11 protein-coding genes, 1 tRNA gene and 1 pseudogene are annotated in these 15,878 nt (G+C 61.5%); 9 read left to right on the top strand and 4 right to left on the bottom strand.

The annotated features are described in order from the left end of the window. Nucleotides 1-27: 27 nt before the first annotated feature. The gene (locus tag QRN10_RS04570; protein WP_285427922.1) at nt 28-2,766 is read right to left on the bottom strand and encodes a Tc toxin subunit A; all 2,739 of its coding nucleotides are present in this window, start codon (nt 2,764-2,766) and stop codon (nt 28-30) included. 235 nt (nt 2,767-3,001) lie between these two features. Here QRN10_RS04570 and trhO point away from each other — a divergent pair, with 235 nt between their 5' ends. The 5 genes from trhO to QRN10_RS04545 all read left to right on the top strand — a co-directional run bounded on the left by trhO (nt 3,002) and on the right by QRN10_RS04545 (nt 9,784). Beyond that, nucleotides 3,002-3,943 (top strand): oxygen-dependent tRNA uridine(34) hydroxylase TrhO, encoded by a 942-nt coding sequence (trhO, locus tag QRN10_RS04565; RefSeq protein ID WP_285427921.1) that lies wholly within the window; start codon nt 3,002-3,004, stop codon nt 3,941-3,943. Nucleotides 3,944-3,946: 3 nt separating this feature from the next. Next, on the top strand, nt 3,947-4,582 hold the full coding sequence (locus QRN10_RS04560; RefSeq protein WP_181075651.1) for a DsbA family protein: 636 nt from the start codon (nt 3,947-3,949) through the stop codon (nt 4,580-4,582). Further along, on the top strand, nt 4,575-6,392 hold the full coding sequence (locus tag QRN10_RS04555; RefSeq protein ID WP_285427920.1) for an ABC transporter ATP-binding protein: 1,818 nt from the start codon (nt 4,575-4,577) through the stop codon (nt 6,390-6,392). Before QRN10_RS04560 ends, QRN10_RS04555 begins: the two co-directional genes overlap by 8 nt. Nucleotides 6,393-6,464: 72 nt before the next feature. Continuing rightward, nucleotides 6,465-8,927 (top strand): EAL domain-containing protein, encoded by a 2,463-nt coding sequence (locus tag QRN10_RS04550; protein ID WP_285427919.1) that lies wholly within the window; start codon nt 6,465-6,467, stop codon nt 8,925-8,927. Nucleotides 8,928-9,004: 77 nt separating this feature from the next. Beyond that, nucleotides 9,005-9,784 (top strand): iron-containing redox enzyme family protein, encoded by a 780-nt coding sequence (locus QRN10_RS04545; protein WP_409567544.1) that lies wholly within the window; start codon nt 9,005-9,007, stop codon nt 9,782-9,784. Nucleotides 9,785-9,805: 21 nt separating this feature from the next. On the opposite strand, the gene QRN10_RS04540 is transcribed toward QRN10_RS04545, so the two are convergent. Continuing rightward, nucleotides 9,806-10,732 carry a GGDEF domain-containing protein gene (locus QRN10_RS04540; RefSeq protein WP_181075644.1) on the bottom strand — a complete coding sequence of 309 codons (927 nt, stop codon included), beginning with the start codon at nt 10,730-10,732 and terminating at the stop codon, nt 9,806-9,808. A 273-nt stretch (nt 10,733-11,005) separates the two neighbouring features. Beyond that, nucleotides 11,006-12,148 carry an FMN-dependent L-lactate dehydrogenase LldD gene (gene lldD, locus QRN10_RS04535; protein WP_266246224.1) on the bottom strand — a complete coding sequence of 381 codons (1,143 nt, stop codon included), beginning with the start codon at nt 12,146-12,148 and terminating at the stop codon, nt 11,006-11,008. A 101-nt stretch (nt 12,149-12,249) separates the two neighbouring features. On the opposite strand from lldD, the gene QRN10_RS04530 reads away from it, so the two are divergent. From QRN10_RS04530 to QRN10_RS04520, 3 genes and pseudogenes are all read left to right on the top strand, one after another. Then, nucleotides 12,250-13,146, top strand: a complete 897-nt coding sequence (locus tag QRN10_RS04530) for a LysR family transcriptional regulator (protein WP_181075640.1) — start codon at nt 12,250-12,252, stop codon at nt 13,144-13,146. A gap of 60 nt (nt 13,147-13,206) precedes the next feature. After that, nucleotides 13,207-13,282, top strand: a tRNA-Asn gene (locus QRN10_RS04525). 121 nt (nt 13,283-13,403) lie between these two features. Further along, nucleotides 13,404-13,829 (top strand): annotated as a pseudogene (locus tag QRN10_RS04520) (ParA family protein); the annotation flags it as partial. A gap of 73 nt (nt 13,830-13,902) precedes the next feature. Here QRN10_RS04520 and QRN10_RS04515 read toward each other — a convergent pair. Continuing rightward, a complete protein-coding gene (locus QRN10_RS04515; RefSeq protein ID WP_285427917.1) occupies nt 13,903-14,073 on the bottom strand; it encodes a hypothetical protein in 171 nt (56 codons plus the stop codon). Nucleotides 14,074-14,149: 76 nt separating this feature from the next. Between QRN10_RS04515 and QRN10_RS04510 the strand changes: the two genes are divergently transcribed. Then, nucleotides 14,150-15,871, top strand: a complete 1,722-nt coding sequence (locus QRN10_RS04510; RefSeq protein ID WP_285427916.1) for a ShlB/FhaC/HecB family hemolysin secretion/activation protein — start codon at nt 14,150-14,152, stop codon at nt 15,869-15,871. Nucleotides 15,872-15,878: the final 7 nt, after the last annotated feature.

Genomic DNA, 15,878 nt, shown 5'->3' with positions numbered 1-15,878 from the left:
TCCTTGAGTCCTGGGTGGGTGCGGCCGTCAGTGACGCGCGGCGATAACCGCTTCGCCCACCGCTTTCCATTGGTTGAAATCGCTGGTACTGGTCAGCTCGCTCGCGTCCAGCAGGGTCTGGCTGGACAGGCGGGTAACCGCGCACGCCTGTCGGCAGCGCATCACCCAGTCCAATTGGTCCATGGCCGTCACGCGGCCGGCGGGCAGGGTGTCGGTGAGCACCCGCAGCTCCGTTTCGCTCCAGCCCAGCCAGTGACTGAGCCGCTCGTCAGCGACTTGAGCGTCGTGGTGGTTGGCGGCCTGGAAGAACGCCAGCAGGCGCTCCTGGGTCAGGCCGCAGGTATCGCAGCAGTCTTTGAAGCGCTGCAGCAGATAGAGCGTGCCCAGGTTCAGTTCCAGCGGCGTCGAGGGCGTCAGGTGGCTGTCCAGCCAATGCGGGTTAAGCAACCACTGCCGCAGGCTCGCGCCGTTCACCGGCAGCGCCAGCAGCGTGGTGATATCCGGGGCCAGCAGGATCAGGTGCTTGAGCACAACCGGCTGTTTCTGCGTGTTGAGGTGTTGGTTGTAGTACAGCGTCAGCTCGCGGCTATATGGGGCCGGCACCGGGTTGTCCAACAGCCGTTGAATGCACAGGCGCAGGCTTTGGTCAGCGAGGCGCTGCAGCCGCGGCACCAGGATTTCCCGGGCTTGGCGTTTCAATGCGGCGTCCTCGGTCGGCGTGCGGCTCAGGGTCAGGGCGTTGATCGCGTGGGCCAGCGCAAGCGTCGGCTGCCAGGGTAGGGAAAGGTCCGGCGCCGGGCCGAGCGCCTGGGCCAGCACCCCGGCCCATTCGATGGCGGCCAGGTTGTCCGCGGCGCCAGGTTGCGGCAGCGACAGCGCCGCCAGTTGGCGGGTGGACGGCAGCTCGTAAGGCGGGCGCTGCAGCAACTCGACCCAACGTGCCAGGGCCGGGTTATCGGTGTCCGCCTCCAGCAGCAGGCGTTGGCGCAGTTGGGGCACGCTGGTGTGACTGTCGTTGAGCCAGGTGACGGCCCAGTCCAGTTGCATCAGCACATCGAGGAAATCCGCCGCGCCGTGGCCTTCGACGTGCAGGGTGGGGCGCGTGAGGGTGGTCCAGGTTGAGGGGCCCAGCAGGTCGGCCAATTGTTTGCAGTGCCACACCGACAGGCCGAAGGTGCGCGCGATATGCGCCTGCCGGTACAGCGCGGTATAGGTCGCCAGGTTGCGCAGCACTGGAGTCGGACTGGCGTCGATCAGCAGTTGCAGCGCCTGGGGGGTGTCGTTCAGTTGCAGCGCGGCGCACAGCTGTTGTCGGGTGGCTGCGTCGAAGGGTTGCTCGTCCAATGCCAGGGCGTGCGCGCCCACCGTGGTGCGGTTGAACACCTGGTCGAACAACGGCTGGGCCGGGGCGCTGGCCTGCAGCGGCAGGCGGTCCAGCCACGCACCGAATTCCAGCGGCGTCAGCGTGTAGCGTCGCGCCAGGTAGCGATACACCCCGAGGGCGCGCAGGGTGGCGTGGCGGATGCGCAGTTGGGTGTTGGCCGGCTGTTCACACGCCATGGCACTGACGAGCAAGGTGTCGAGTTCGGCAAATGGCAGGTCGAACCCTTGTTGCAGGCGGATCATGCGCTGCAGGCGGTCGAAGTGTTCGTCTGAAGCGTTGAGCAACTGCGCGGCGTTGCCCGTCAACGTCAGCGGCCGTTGGCCGCCACCGTTGATATAGCGCGCGCCGTAAGTGGGCAGCGACCCGTGCCGGGCCGAGGGCGAGGCATATGGGGCGAAGCGTTCCTGTGCCAGCAGTGCCTGCAGCCGGGCGGTGTCCATTGCGGTGGCGTCGAGCAGCGCCTGCAGAGTCGGCGGCGGGCCTGCCTGTCGGGTGACCGGGTCCAGCGCCTGGCCGAAACAGGTTTCAAACAACGTGCTGCCGCCCATCGGTGGCTGCAGCAGGAGCGTGTGTTGACCGGGGTTCAGTTCGTTCATCAGGCAGTGCACATCGGCGTTGCGCGCGCGCACCGTGGCGTAACCTGCAATGCCGGCGGCGTCGAAGGGCAGGCGCCGGCTGATCCGGTAGTTCAATTCGCCAAGGCTATACCCGGTGCCCGCCAGCCCCAGGCGAACCTGGGCGTGGTGATGGTGATACGGCAGCGCCAGCGGATAGTGCCGGGTGCTGAGCAGGCGATTGAGGTGTTGGCCGGGATGATGAAGCGTGATCTGCCGGCGCAGCAGCTCATCGACCAACGTGAGCAAGGGCCGTTCGGTAAAGGTGCTGTCGTGGTCGATCAGCAGGGTTTCCAGGTCCGGGCGCCGCTGGCCCAGGGGGATTTTGTCCTGGGTGCCCGTGCCGTTTTTCTCAAGTTGCAGGGCGAATAGAAACAGCGTGCGCAGGTAGGCCACCGGCGAGTCGAGCGCGGCCAGGGCGTCGGGGGCGCAGGCGTTGGCCCAGTCTGTCTCAGGCTGGCCGGTAATGCCGGACGCCAGCGCGCGTTTGTCGCGTGCCGGGGCTGACACTGAATGGTCCGGCTGCAGGTCGTGCAGCCATTGCAGCTGAGTGGCGTAGGCCAGCGCGGTGTCGTAGGCCTGGGCGCCATCGTCATCGTTGCAACGGCCCAGTCGGCCGATGAAGTCGGCGCGGGGCAGACGCACAATGTCAAAGACGCTGGTGATGCCGAGTTGATGCAGGGCCGTGCAGAAGTCGACCTTTCCCTCGCCGGGAGGGACGGGCCGTTCTACCAGTCTGGCCAGTAGCGGACTGCTTGAAGTGAGCATGAAGACGGTCTTCCAGTGCGCCCACAGGTGGATCCAATGGGCAACGCCAGACGCTATCACGCAGGTTTCGGTGCCGAGGTCGGCCAATGCCGCGCGGGTGTCGAGGAAATATCGGCGACTGAGTGTCGATGCGGCGTCGCCAGGGTTTTGCTAGAATGCGCGCCGCGCGCCCCGGCCCGCTTTTTTATGTATCCGGTTCACCCTTTACGAGGGTAGCCACCTGGAGAAAACACCCATGACTCAACCGATTGTCGTGGCGGCACTGTATAAGTTCGTCACCCTCGAAGATTACGTCGCCCTGCGCGAGCCCCTGCTGCAGGCAATGGTCGACAACGGCATCAAAGGCACCCTGCTGATCGCCGAAGAAGGCATCAACGGCACCGTGTCCGGCAGTCGCGAAGGCATCGACGGCCTGATCGGCTGGCTGAAGACCGACCCGCGCATGGTCGACCTCGACCACAAAGAGTCGTACTGCGACGAGCAGCCGTTCTACCGCACCAAGGTCAAGCTCAAGAAAGAAATCGTGACCCTGGGCGTCGAAGGCGTCGACCCTAACAAGCAGGTCGGCACCTATGTCGATCCCAAGGACTGGAACGCGTTGATCAGCGATCCGGACGTGCTGTTGATCGACACCCGCAACGACTATGAAGTGTCCATCGGCACCTTCGAAGGCGCGATCGACCCGAAGACCACCAGCTTTCGCGAGTTTCCCGACTACATCAAAGCCCACTTCGACCCGGCCAAGCATAAGAAGGTCGCGATGTTCTGCACCGGCGGCATTCGCTGCGAGAAGGCTTCAAGCTTCATGCTCAGCGAAGGCTTCGATGAGGTGTATCACCTCAAGGGCGGCATCCTCAAATACCTCGAAGAGGTGCCCCAGGCAGAAACCAAATGGCAGGGCGACTGCTTTGTGTTCGACAACCGCGTGACCGTGCGCCACGACTTGAGCGAAGGCGACTACGATCAATGTCATGCCTGCCGCACACCGGTGAGCGTGGAAGACCGTGCATCCGAACACTATGTGGCCGGCATCAGTTGCCCGCATTGCTGGGATAAGCTGCCGGAGAAAACCCGTCGCAGCGCCATCGACCGGCAAAAGCAGATTGAATTGGCCAAGGCCCGCAATATGCCGCACCCGATTGGCTACAACTACAAGCAAACCCCTTCCGAGGCCTGAGCCATGTCCGCGCGCCTGCTCTATGTAATGGACCCGATGTGTTCCTGGTGCTGGGGCTTTGCCCCGGTGGCGCAGGCACTGGTAGAGCAGGCCCAGGCGGCCGGCGTCGACGTGCACCTGGTGGTGGGCGGCCTGCGGACCGGCAGTGGCGCGGCGCTGGAGCCGACCACGCGGCGCTATATCCTTGAACATTGGCAGGCGGTCACCGAGGCCACCGGGCAGCCGTTCAAGCGCGAAGGGGCGTTGCCCGACGGTTTTGTGTATGACACCGAGCCTGCGTGCCGCGCCATCGTTACCGCCCGCAGCCTGGCGCCGGATTGCGCGTGGACATTGCTGGGGCTGATCCAGCGGGCCTTTTATGTCCAGGGGCGCGACGTGACCCTGGCCAAGGTGCTGGTGGAACTGGCCGAACAAGCCGGCATCCCGCGAATCGAGTTTGCCGGCGAGTTCGACCGTGCCGAGCAGCATGCCGCCACGGCCGCCGATTTCACCTGGGTGCAGGATCTGGGCATCGCCGGGTTCCCGACGCTGCTGGCCGAGCGCGACGGCCAGCTGGCGCTGTTGACCAATGGCTACCAGCCGCTGTCCGAGTTGTCGCCGTTACTGGGTCGATGGCTGGAGCGAGCAGCCTGTGCATGATCAACCCGATAAAGAACCCGGCAAGCGCACCGATCGACTGACCTGGGCGGAAATTCGCCGCCTGGCCCTGCGTCACAGAAAATCCCTGTGGATCGCCAATGGCGTCGCCGTGCTGGCGACCCTGTGCAGCGTGCCCATTCCTTTGCTGTTGCCGTTGCTGGTGGACGAAGTGCTGCTGGGCCGTGGCGACGCCGCGCTCAAGGTGATGAACCACGCGCTGCCTCTGGGTTGGCAGAAAGCCGCCGGCTATATCGGCCTGATGCTGCTGGTGACCCTGTTGCTGCGCTGCGGCGCGCTGCTGTTCAACGTGGTGCAGGCGCGGCTGTTCGCCCGGTTGGCCAAGGACATCGTGTACCGCATCCGCGTGCGTCTGATCGAGCGGCTCAAGCGCATCTCCCTGGGCGAATACGAAAGCCTGGGCAGCGGCACGGTGACCACGCACCTGGTCACCGACCTGGATACGCTGGACAAATTCGTCGGTGAAACCCTCAGCCGCTTTCTGGTGGCGATGCTGACGCTGTTCGGCACCTCGGCGATCCTGGTGTGGATGCATTGGCAACTGGCGCTGCTGATCCTGTTGTTCAACCCGCTGGTGATCTACGCCACGGTGCAATTGGGCAAGCGCGTCAAACACCTCAAGAAGCTGGAAAACGACAGCACCTCGCGCTTTACCCAGGCGCTGACCGAAACCCTGGACGCCATCCAGGAAGTGCGCGCCGGCAACCGCCAGGGCTTCTTTCTCGGCCGACTCGGCCAGCGCGCCCAGGAAGTGCGTGACTACGCGATCCATTCGCAGTGGAAAACCGACGCGTCCAGCCGTGCCAGCGGGCTGCTGTTCCAGTTCGGTATCGACATCTTCCGCGCGGCGGCGATGCTCACCGTGCTGTTTTCCGACCTTTCCATCGGCCAGATGCTCGCGGTGTTCAGCTACCTGTGGTTCATGATCGGCCCGGTGGAACAGTTGCTGAACCTGCAATACGCCTATTACGCGGCGGGCGGTGCGCTGACGCGGATCAACGAACTGCTGGCGCGCGCCGATGAGCCGCAATACCCCGGCGGTGAAGATCCGTTCAGCGGGCACGATACCGTCGGCATCGACGTGCGCGGGCTGGATTTCGGCTACGGCGAAGACCTGGTGCTCGACCAGTTGAACCTGAGCATCGCTCCCGGTGAGAAAGTCGCGATTGTCGGCGCCAGCGGTGGCGGCAAAAGTACCCTGGTGCAATTGCTCCTGGGGCTTTATACGCCCCAGGCCGGCAGCATCCGTTTTGGTGGCGCCACCCAGCAGGCGATTGGCCTGGAGATGATTCGCGAGCATGTCGCGGTGGTGCTGCAGCACCCGGCGCTGTTCAACGACACGGTACGCGCCAACCTGACCATGGGCCGTGATCGCAGCGACCAGGCCTGCTGGCAGGCGCTGGAAATCGCCCAATTGGACACGACCGTCAAGGCTTTGCCCCTGGGCCTGGACAGCGTGGTGGGGCGTTCCGGTGTACGGTTTTCCGGCGGCCAGCGCCAGCGCCTGGCGATTGCGCGGATGGTGCTGGCCGAGCCGAAAGTGGTGATCCTTGATGAGGCCACCTCGGCCCTGGACGCCGCCACCGAGTACAACCTGCACCAGGCGCTGGCGCGGTTTCTCAGTGGTCGTACTACACTGATCATCGCTCACCGTCTGTCGGCGGTAAAACAGGCGGACCGCGTATTAGTGTTTGATGGCGGGCATATTGCCGAAGATGGCGACCACCAGCAGCTGATCGCCGATGGCGGCCTATACGCCAAGCTTTATGGACACTTGCAACAAGTGCGTTGATTCAGCTTAGGCTGTGCGACATGAAAGTGGTTTTTAGCGTGCGTAGTCAGTGGTGCATATGCAAGGGACTTCATGAAGCGAAAGCGGACTCTCGGAACGCCTCGGCTGTTGGGCATTGTGTGGCCCTTTATCGCGGTTGTGCTGTTCCAGGCACTGCTGGGCTGCGTCAGCCTGTACATGCTTTCGGCGGTGCGCGGTTATGTGGGCGGCGAAAGCCTGTGGTCCAAAGGCCAGAAGGATGCCATCTATTATCTGACGCTGTACGCCGATAACCGCGACGAAAGCACCTACCTCAAATACCAGCAGGCCATTGCGGTGCCCCAGGGCGGCCACGAGCTGCGCATCGCCCTGGATCGTCCCACTCCCGACCTGAACGCCGCGCGCCTGGGTATCCTAAAGGGCGGCAATCACCCGGACGACGTCTCCAGCCTGATCTGGCTGTACCTGAACTTTCGCCATTTCAGCTACCTGGAAAAGGCCATCGAGCTATGGACGGTGGGCGATGGCTACCTGGTCCAGCTGGACAACCTGGCCCGCGAGATGCACGCCGCGATCAGTGCCGACCGGGTCAACGCCAACGATGTGCGTCAATGGAAGGCGCATATCATCGCGATCAACGACGGTGTGACGCCGGCCGCCAAAGCCTTCAGCGACGCCTTGGGCGAAGGTTCGCGGGTGATCCTGCGGCTGTTACTGATCACCAACCTGGCCACCGCCCTGGGGTTGATCGTGCTGGCGCTGTTGCGCACCCATAAGTTGCTGGCCCAGCGTCATGCCTTTGCCAATGCTTTGCAGGTAGAGAAGGAGCGGGCGCAGATCACCCTGGAGTCGATTGGCGACGGTGTGATTACGACCAATGTCGATGGCGCCATTACTTACATGAACCCGGCGGCCGAGGCGCTCACCCATTGGAAGTCGAGCCAGGCCCAGGGCCTGCCCCTGGCGGCGCTGTTCAACCTGCTGGATGACAATGCCCAGCCCGATGCCTTTACCCTGATCGAGCACATCGTCAAGGGCCAGCTCAGGGGCGGCAGCGAGCATGCCAAGACCATCCAGCGCCTGGATGGCAGCACGGTGTCGGTCACCCTGGTGGGCGCGCCCATCCGCAGCGGCGGCCAGGTCAGCGGCGCGGTGCTGGTGTTGCATGATATGACCCAGGAGCGTCAATACATTGCCAACCTGTCATGGCAGGCAACCCACGACGCCCTGACCGGCCTGGCCAACCGCCGCGAATTCGAATTCCGCCTGGAGCAGGTGCTGCATCCTGCGGCCAGTCAGCCAGGCGCGCGGCACGCGTTGATGTTTCTGGACCTGGACCAGTTCAAGCTGGTCAACGATACCTGTGGCCATGCGGCGGGCGATGAACTGTTGCGGCATATCTGCGCGTTGTTGCAGTCGGACCTGCGTGAAGGCGATACCCTGGCTCGCCTGGGCGGCGATGAGTTCGGCATTTTGTTGGAAAACTGCCCGGCGCACGCGGCGGAAAAAATCGCCGAGAGCCTGCGCCATACCGTGCAGAGCCTGCATTTTGTGTGGAAGGGCCGGCCGTTCGTGACCACCGTGAGCATCGGCCTGGTGCATATCGCCCATACCCCGACCAGCCTGGAAGCGTCGCTGCGCGCCGCGGACATGGCGTGCTACATGGCCAAGGAAAAGGGCCGCAACCGCGTGCAGGTGTATCACCCCGACGATTCCGAGCTGTCCATGCGTTTTGGCGAGATGGCCTGGGTGCAGCGCCTGCACATGGCGCTGGAAGAAAACCGCTTCTGCCTGTATGCCCAGGAAATCGCGGCCCTCGGCCCCACCGAGGGTGGCAGCGGGCACATCGAAATCCTGTTGCGCCTGCACGACGAAGCCGGCCGCATCATCCTGCCCGACAGTTTTATCCCGGCGGCCGAGCGTTATGGCCTGATGACATCCCTGGATCGTTGGGTGGTCGAGAACGTGTTCAAGATCATAGCCCGTTGCCAGCAGGAGCGTCCGGGCCGTTCTATGGCCATGTGTGCGATTAATCTGTCAGGCATCACCATCGGAGATGACGACTTTTTAGGATTTTTACATGAGAAATTCGAGACTTATCGCATTGCGCCGGAAATGATTTGTTTTGAAATAACCGAGACCAGCGCTATTGCCAATTTGGGCAGCGCCATTCGTTTTATTAATGAACTCAAAGCGTTAGGTTGCCACTTTTCGCTGGACGATTTTTGCGCCGGAATGTCCTCGTTCGCGTATCTGAAACATTTACCTGTAGACTTCCTGAAGATCGATGGAAGTTTTGTAAAGGATATGCTGGACGACCCGATTAACCGCGCCATGGTCGAAGTGATCAACCACATCGGCCACGTCATGGGTAAGCGCACAATTGCCGAGTTTGTTGAAACACCGCAGATCGAACAGGCACTGCTCGACATAGGTGTGGATTACGCTCAGGGCTACCTGATCGAACAGCCGCAATTGTTTACCTTTGACAGCCTGCAGTGTCGACCCGAGCGGCCGCAGCCTTTGTTGCTCAAGGCGCCCGGCACATTCCGCTGAAACAACCGCCGGTCTGTAAATCACACTTAAAAAGGAGCCTTATAGTGATCGACACATTCAACAGAACCGGCCCGCTGATGGAAGCCTCAAGTTACCCCGCCTGGGCACAGCAACTGATCCAGGACTGTAGCGAGAGCAAGCGCCGGGTGGTCGAACACGAACTGTACCAGCGCATGCGCGATAACACGTTGAGCGCACGTACCCTGCGCCACTACCTCATCGGTGGCTGGCCCGTGGTGGAACAGTTTGCCTTATACATGGCACAGAACCTCACCAAGACCAAGTTTGCCCGCCATCCTGGGGAGGATATGGCGCGCCGGTGGCTGATGCGCAATATTCGCGTGGAACTCAACCACGCCGATTATTGGGTGAATTGGGCCGCGGCCCATGGCGTCAGCCTGGAAGAGCTGCAGGCCCAGAACGTACCGCCTGAGTTGCACGCGTTGAGTCATTGGTGCTGGCACACCAGTTCGGCCGACTCGCTGATCGTGGCCATTGCCGCCACCAACTACGCGATCGAGGGCGCGACCGGGGAGTGGTCGGCCGTGGTGTGCTCCACCGGCGTGTACGCGGCGGCCTTCCCCGAGGAGGAGCGCAAGCGGGCGATGAAGTGGTTGAAGATGCACGCCCAGTACGACGATGCGCACCCATGGGAAGCCCTGGAAATCATCTGCACCCTGGCCGGGATGAACCCCAGCAAGGCCCTGCAAGTGGAGCTGCGCCAGGCTGTGTGCAAAAGCTACGACTATATGTACCTGTTCCTGGAAAGCTGCATGCGTCTGGAAAAAGACAAGCCTGCCGGCATCGCGAGCGCCACCGTGCGCGAGCGCACGGCACGCGTCGCCAGCGAGGCCTGACAGGATGCGATGGCGGGGTGCCTACCCCGCCATTGCGAGGCGGTTGCGGCCTTCGCGCTTGGCCACATACAGGGCGTTGTCGGCCCGGCGCAGCACGCTTTCGACCGACTCGGCGGCCAGCAAAGTCGAACAACCCAGGCTTACCGTCAATTCGATCCGTTTGCCGTCCGCCCAATAGTCCTGGGCCTGCACTGCCTTGCGCAGGCGTTCACCGACCATTGCCGCCGCTTCCCGGCTGGTGTTGGACAGCAGGATCAGAAACTCTTCCCCGCCGAAGCGAAATACCATGTCCACATTGCGCAATTGCGCTTTGATGGTCGCCGCGACGCTGCGCAGCACGTCATCGCCGGCGGCGTGGCCGTGGGTGTCGTTGATCGTCTTGAAATGATCGATATCCAGCATCAGCAAGGACAGCGGGCTCATATGCCGACGGGCCATGTCGATTTCTCGTTGCAGCGTCTGGTCCATGGCGATGCGGTTGCCGGTCTCGGTCAGCGGATCACGCAGGGCACTGCGGGTCGCCGCACGGTAGAGCAGGGCGTTGCGCATCGGGTAGAGCAGGGTGGCCAGCAGCGATTCGAGCTGGCCCAGCTCTTCCTCTGTCAGGCGCTGGTTGCGCCGAAAGATCAATTCGCCGAGGTGTTCACCTTCGTGGCTCAGGCTGTAGCTCACGGAGTGGTGGCCGCGCTGGCCGAATTCCAGGCGCAGGTCGCTGGTTTCGTGACGGTAATGCAGGGCGTCCAGCGGAACCAGGCGTTGCACCTCACGAAAGAACACGCCGAGGATGCGCTCGGGTTCCAGGCTGGTCTGCAGTTGCAGGGTCAGTTGCTGGCGCAGTTGAGTAATGGTCGTAGGGCGTCGAGGCGGCAGAGACGGCTGGCCGAAACCCAGACGTTGCAATTTGGCGCGGTCGAAATCAATTGCGTTGGTCTGGGTAGGAGCTTTCATAAGCGTAGGGCCTCTAAGTGTCTTACAGGCCCGATGAGTGTGGCGAGTGCGAGGGGTCTTGCTGTTCCGTCAGTTACGTAAAACAGGGGAACAGTCTAAACCGCTTTGCAGAGGGTTTTAACCCCTGGGCACCGCCGCACGTCGTGTCATCGCTCGACCTGCTTGGAAGAGGTTAGAGCGAGATTCATGCCACTTTGTTTAAATAAATAAATATCCTTTTAAATCAATGACGCTTCCCTACCGCCCGAGCTGGCGCGCAGCGGGCCACGTCAGTTATTTGGCTGCCTGCACGAGCGTATCGTGGTTGATCTGCGCGACGGACGTCACGCCAGTCAAGGTCATGGCTACGCGCATTTCCTTAGCGAAGATATCCAGTAGGTTCTCTACTCCATGCTGCCCGTCGGCGGCCAACGCATAGGAGGGCGCGCGGCCCAGCAGGCACGCCTTGGCGCCGAGGGCGAGCATGCGTACCACGTCGAGGCCGGAGCGGATGCCGGAGTCCACCAGCACCGTCAGGTCATCGCCCACGGCATCGGCAATGGTGGGCAACGCTTTGGCGGTGGACAGCACGCCGTCGAGTTGGCGGCCGCCGTGGTTGGATACCACGATGCCATCGGCACCGAAGCTCACCGCGTCCCGGGCATCCTGGGGGTCGAGGATGCCCTTGATGATCATCGGGCCTTTCCAGAACTCGCGGATCCATTCCAGGTCGCTCCAGCTGATCGATGGGTCGAAATTGCTGGCCAGCCAGCCGATGTAGTCTTCCAGGTGGGTGGGTTTGCCCAGGTACTTGGAGATATTGCCCAGGTCATGGGGGCGGCCCATCAGCCCCACATCGAAGGCCCATTGTGGCTTGGTGACGGCCTGCAGCATGCGCCGCGATGCCGCGAACGGCCCGGACATGCCCGAGTGGGCATCGCGATAACGCGCGCCCGGCGTGGGCATATCCACAGTAAATACCAGCGTGGTGACCCCGGCTGCCTGTGCGCGTTCCAGCGCATTGCGCATAAAACCGCGATCCTTGAGCACATACAGCTGAAACCAGATCGCTTGCGGACTTTGCGAGGCGACTTCTTCAATCGAACACACCGACACCGTCGACAGGCAGAACGGGATGCCCTTGTTGGCCGCCGCCTTGGCCGCCTGCACCTCGCCTCGACGGGCGTACATGCCGGTCAGGCCCACCGGGCTCAGGATCACCGGCATCGCCAGGGTCTGGCCGAGCACGGTGGTGCTGAGGCTGAGGTTGTCCACATTGCGCAGGATGCGCTGGCGCAGGCTGATGTCGGCCAGGTCCGCGCTGTTGGCTCGCAGCGTGTGTTCGGCATAGGCACCGCCGTCTATATAGTCGAACAGAAAACGCGGCAATTTGCGCTGCGCGGCGGCGCGGTAGTCGGAGGCGGACGAAATGATCATCAACAGTCAATCCACAGGGCAAGGTGGCTCCACCATAAGCCAACTTCTGGCATGATAAAAACAACTTTTATTACTGGCTGCCAGTCGCCAAGGGAATACCGATGAACCTCAGAACGTTGCGCGCCTTTGTCGAAGTGGTGCGCCAGGGCGGCTTCTCCCAGGCCGCCGAGGTGGTGTCCCTGACCCAATCCACCGTAAGCAAGGCGGTCAGGACCCTGGAGGAGGAGCTGGGCATGCCGCTGCTCAATCGCCTCGGCCATCGTAACCAACTGACAGCTGCCGGCGAAATTGCCTACCGCCGCGCCCAGGTACTGCTGGCCGAACACAGCGACCTGGTCAGCGAGATCAACGACCTGCGCGGCCTCAAGCGTGGCAGGTTGCGCATCGGCCTTCCCCCGGTGGGCTGCGGCGTGCTGTTTGCAACCATGTTCGCCACCTACCGCAGCCGCTACCCGGACATCGACATCGAACTGACCGAATACGGCAGCAAAAAACTGCGCGAATGCCTGGAAGCGGGGGAGGTGGACCTGGCCGCCTTGCTGCTGCCGGTCGATGACGTGTTCGACTACCAACCAGTGCGTAATGAACCGCTGATCGCGGTGCTGCCGCTCAATCACCCCTTGGCCGGGCGCGAACGCATTGACTTCACCGACCTGGCCGACTCGCCCTTCATTTTGTTCGAAGCTGGCTTCGCCCTGAACGCCAAGATCCTCGCCGCCTGTGAACGCAAAGGCGTTAACCCTCGCGTGACCGCACGCAGCGGGCAGATCGACTTCATCGTCGACCTGGTCGCCGCCGGCCTTGGCGTGGCCTTTCTGCCGCGCATGCTGGCGCACAAGCATCAACACGCCGGCATCGCCTTGATCGCACTGGACGAACCGCACACCGACTGGCACATCGCCCTGGCCTGGCGCGCCAATGCCCACTTGCCACCCGCCGCCCGCGCTTGGCTGGACCTGGCCGCCGAACAGCCACTGGGCAGTGCGCAAAGAATCTAAACGCTCCGTTTACCAGGCAATGCTTGACTTCTCCTTTTCAATCAGTAACATACGGCGCATTCCGCGATAGCTCAGTTGGTAGAGCAAATGACTGTTAATCATTGGGTCCCTGGTTCGAGTCCAGGTCGTGGAGCCAGATAGGGAAAAGCCTGCAGCGATGCAGGCTTTTTTTTGCCTTGGATTTTCCGGGGTGATCAAAGCGCATAGCGTGACCTGCATGAAAGCATCTCAAATCCTACGATTCCGAGGTCAATGTCATGAAAGTCACTGCGGTCGTTTCAACCAAAGGCGGGCCGGGTAAAACCACGGTTGGCGTCAATCTGGGCGCGTTCTGTGCCGATTCAGGGATCCGTACCCTGCTCATCGATCTGGATAATCAACCATCGCTGTCGTCGTTCTATGCGCTATTGCACGAGGCGCCCGGTGGAACCTATCAACTGATCGCGAACAACGAGACCCGGGCCGACCAGGTCATTTCACGCACCTGCATTCCTAATCTCTCACTGATCCATTCCAATGATCCGTTCAATCAGCTGGGAAATTTGTTGCTCCATGCTGCTGACGGACGCCTTCGTCTCAAGAATCTGTTGCCTGCTTTCGAGCAGGACTTTGATCTGATTCTGATCGATACCCAAGGCGCTCCCTCCATCGTGCCGGAGATGGCCTTGCTTGGAGCACACATGGGGGGATACCTCATTGGCAGCCCTAACTCTAAGAACAGCTCAATCAGGCAGTAGTATCAGGATTGAGCTGTTTTCAGCCATTAACACGGCCAGCCAACCCCACGGCGCGTACTTTCCCCGCTTGCTTTGCCTGGTAAGGACTTGGAATGGATGTTCTTAATTTTTCTAACTGATTGATTTTAAAAGCTTTAATTTCTTTAAAATTAAAGTGTTCGTATGTCATTGGTGAAACAAACTTGTACATTTAATTGACGCCACTAAAACGCCACCCTATGATCGCCGCCCATTAATGGCACAAAGCCATGTAGAGGGATCTAAACATGTGGCGTTTGGTACGTCAGACCAGGCTCAGCCTGCTGACCGCTTTTTTGTGCGTAGGCTTTGTCGGGACAGCTCACGGCGCTACTCCTCAGAACACGCCGGGCGTTACTGACCTGATCCGTGACCGCCAGGATCGCCTTCTCGAAGACCAACAACGCCGCCTCGAAGAGCTTAAGGACCTGCCCGGTAAAACCGCTACTGCTGCCAAGCCGACAGCGCCTGTCGACACACGTTGTTTTGCGATCAAAACCATTGAGCTCGCCGGAGCTGACGCGCTGTCTGAGGGCGAGCGCACTGAATTGATCAAGCCCTACATCGGCCAATGCCTGGGCGTGCCGCAGCTCAACGAACTGCTTAAGGTCATCACTGACCGCTACCTGGCCAAAGGTTTGGTTACCAGCCGTGCTTACCTGCCACAGCAGGACCTGTCCCGCGGCACTCTCAAGATCCAAGTGGTCGAAGGCAAACTCGAAGGATTGAAGGGCGCCGAGGGCAGTGGCATCACCGACCGTCAATTGGCTATGAGCTTCCCGGGAAAAACCGGCGACCTACTTAACCTGCGCGAAATCGAGCAAATGGTCGATCAACTCAACCGTCTGCCATCCAACCAGGCGCAGATGGAGCTGGCACCGGGCAAGCAAGTCGGTGGCAGTGATGTATTGGTTAAGAACACCCCGCAAAAACCCTGGCGCGTCGGTCTATCACGCCACAACGGCGGCCAGCGCGCGACTGGCGAGCAGCAGTGGGGCGCCAGCTTGGATTGGGATAATCCGCTTGGGCTAGCGGATCAATTGTCGCTGCGCGGCGGTCATGATGCAGTCAGCGACCACCAGAAAACCTCACGCAACTCGATGCTCAATTACAGCCTGCCGTTCGGCTGGTGGACTCTCAATTACAGCTACAACGAAACCGAATACCGCTCGTTGGCTCAGGCCAATAATTTCAACTTCAAGCAGTCCGGCGATAGCCAGAACCACCAACTGCGCCTGGAGCGAGTGATCCATCGCGACGCCCTGAGCAAAACATCCCTCAGCGCCGGCGTGGCCTATCTGCGCACTAACAACTTCATTGAAGACAGCAAGCTCGCGTTGAGCAGTAACCGGCTCAGCGAAGCCCAGTTCGGCATTAATCATGGCCGGCGTATCGGTACCTCCTTTCTCAACATCGACCTCGGTATGCAGGATGGCATTGGCGCGTTCGACGCCCAGGCCAATCACAATCCGCGCCACGGCCAGGCCGATGCGCGCTACCGCAAATACACGGCGACCGTGAGCTACCTGTACCCCTTCAAACTGTGGGGCGAGTCCTTCAGTTTCAGCAGCCTGATGACCGGCCAGCGCAGCGAAGATGTGCTGTTCAGCCCACAGCGCATGAGCCTGGGCGGGCAGTCATCGATACGTGGTTACAAGGATCAAAGCCTGGCCGGCGATAGCGGCGGCTACTGGCGCAACGACCTGCGCTGGAGCCGACCGGTGACCATCGGGTGGTTGCAGCCGGCGTTCAATGAATACGGCACCAGCCTCGGCTACGACCAAGGCGTGATCAGCCGCGGTCGCTATAACGCCGAACAACACGGACGGATGACCAGCAACTCTGTGGAACTGTTCGCGCGCGGCCAGAACGTCGCCGCCACGGTGACCTTCGCACACTCTTTGGAGCGACCGGGGCCGATCACTGAACGTGAAGCGCCGGTTTATTTCCGCCTGGATTTCTTTCTTTAAATTGCTT

Source organism: Pseudomonas sp. lyk4-R2A-8 (assembly GCF_030209095.1).
Classification (GTDB): Bacteria; Pseudomonadota; Gammaproteobacteria; order Pseudomonadales; family Pseudomonadaceae; genus Aquipseudomonas; species Aquipseudomonas quebecensis.
This window is presented reverse-complemented; position numbering and strand designations above follow the sequence as displayed.

Bases quoted from the DNA above. Each gene is read 5' to 3' on its own strand.
- QRN10_RS04570 (WP_285427922.1), bottom strand. From the start codon at position 2,766: ATGCTCACTTCAAGCAGTCCGCTACTGGCCAGACTGGTAGAACGGCCC.
- trhO (WP_285427921.1), top strand. From the start codon at position 3,002: ATGACTCAACCGATTGTCGTGGCGGCACTGTATAAGTTCGTCACCCTC.
- QRN10_RS04560 (WP_181075651.1), top strand. From the start codon at position 3,947: ATGTCCGCGCGCCTGCTCTATGTAATGGACCCGATGTGTTCCTGGTGC.
- QRN10_RS04550 (WP_285427919.1), top strand. From the start codon at position 6,465: ATGAAGCGAAAGCGGACTCTCGGAACGCCTCGGCTGTTGGGCATTGTG.
- QRN10_RS04545 (WP_409567544.1), top strand. From the start codon at position 9,005: ATGGAAGCCTCAAGTTACCCCGCCTGGGCACAGCAACTGATCCAGGAC.
- QRN10_RS04540 (WP_181075644.1), bottom strand. From the start codon at position 10,732: ATGAAAGCTCCTACCCAGACCAACGCAATTGATTTCGACCGCGCCAAA.
- lldD (WP_266246224.1), bottom strand. From the start codon at position 12,148: ATGATCATTTCGTCCGCCTCCGACTACCGCGCCGCCGCGCAGCGCAAA.
- QRN10_RS04530 (WP_181075640.1), top strand. From the start codon at position 12,250: ATGAACCTCAGAACGTTGCGCGCCTTTGTCGAAGTGGTGCGCCAGGGC.
- QRN10_RS04515 (WP_285427917.1), bottom strand. From the start codon at position 14,073: ATGTACAAGTTTGTTTCACCAATGACATACGAACACTTTAATTTTAAA.
- QRN10_RS04510 (WP_285427916.1), top strand. From the start codon at position 14,150: ATGTGGCGTTTGGTACGTCAGACCAGGCTCAGCCTGCTGACCGCTTTT.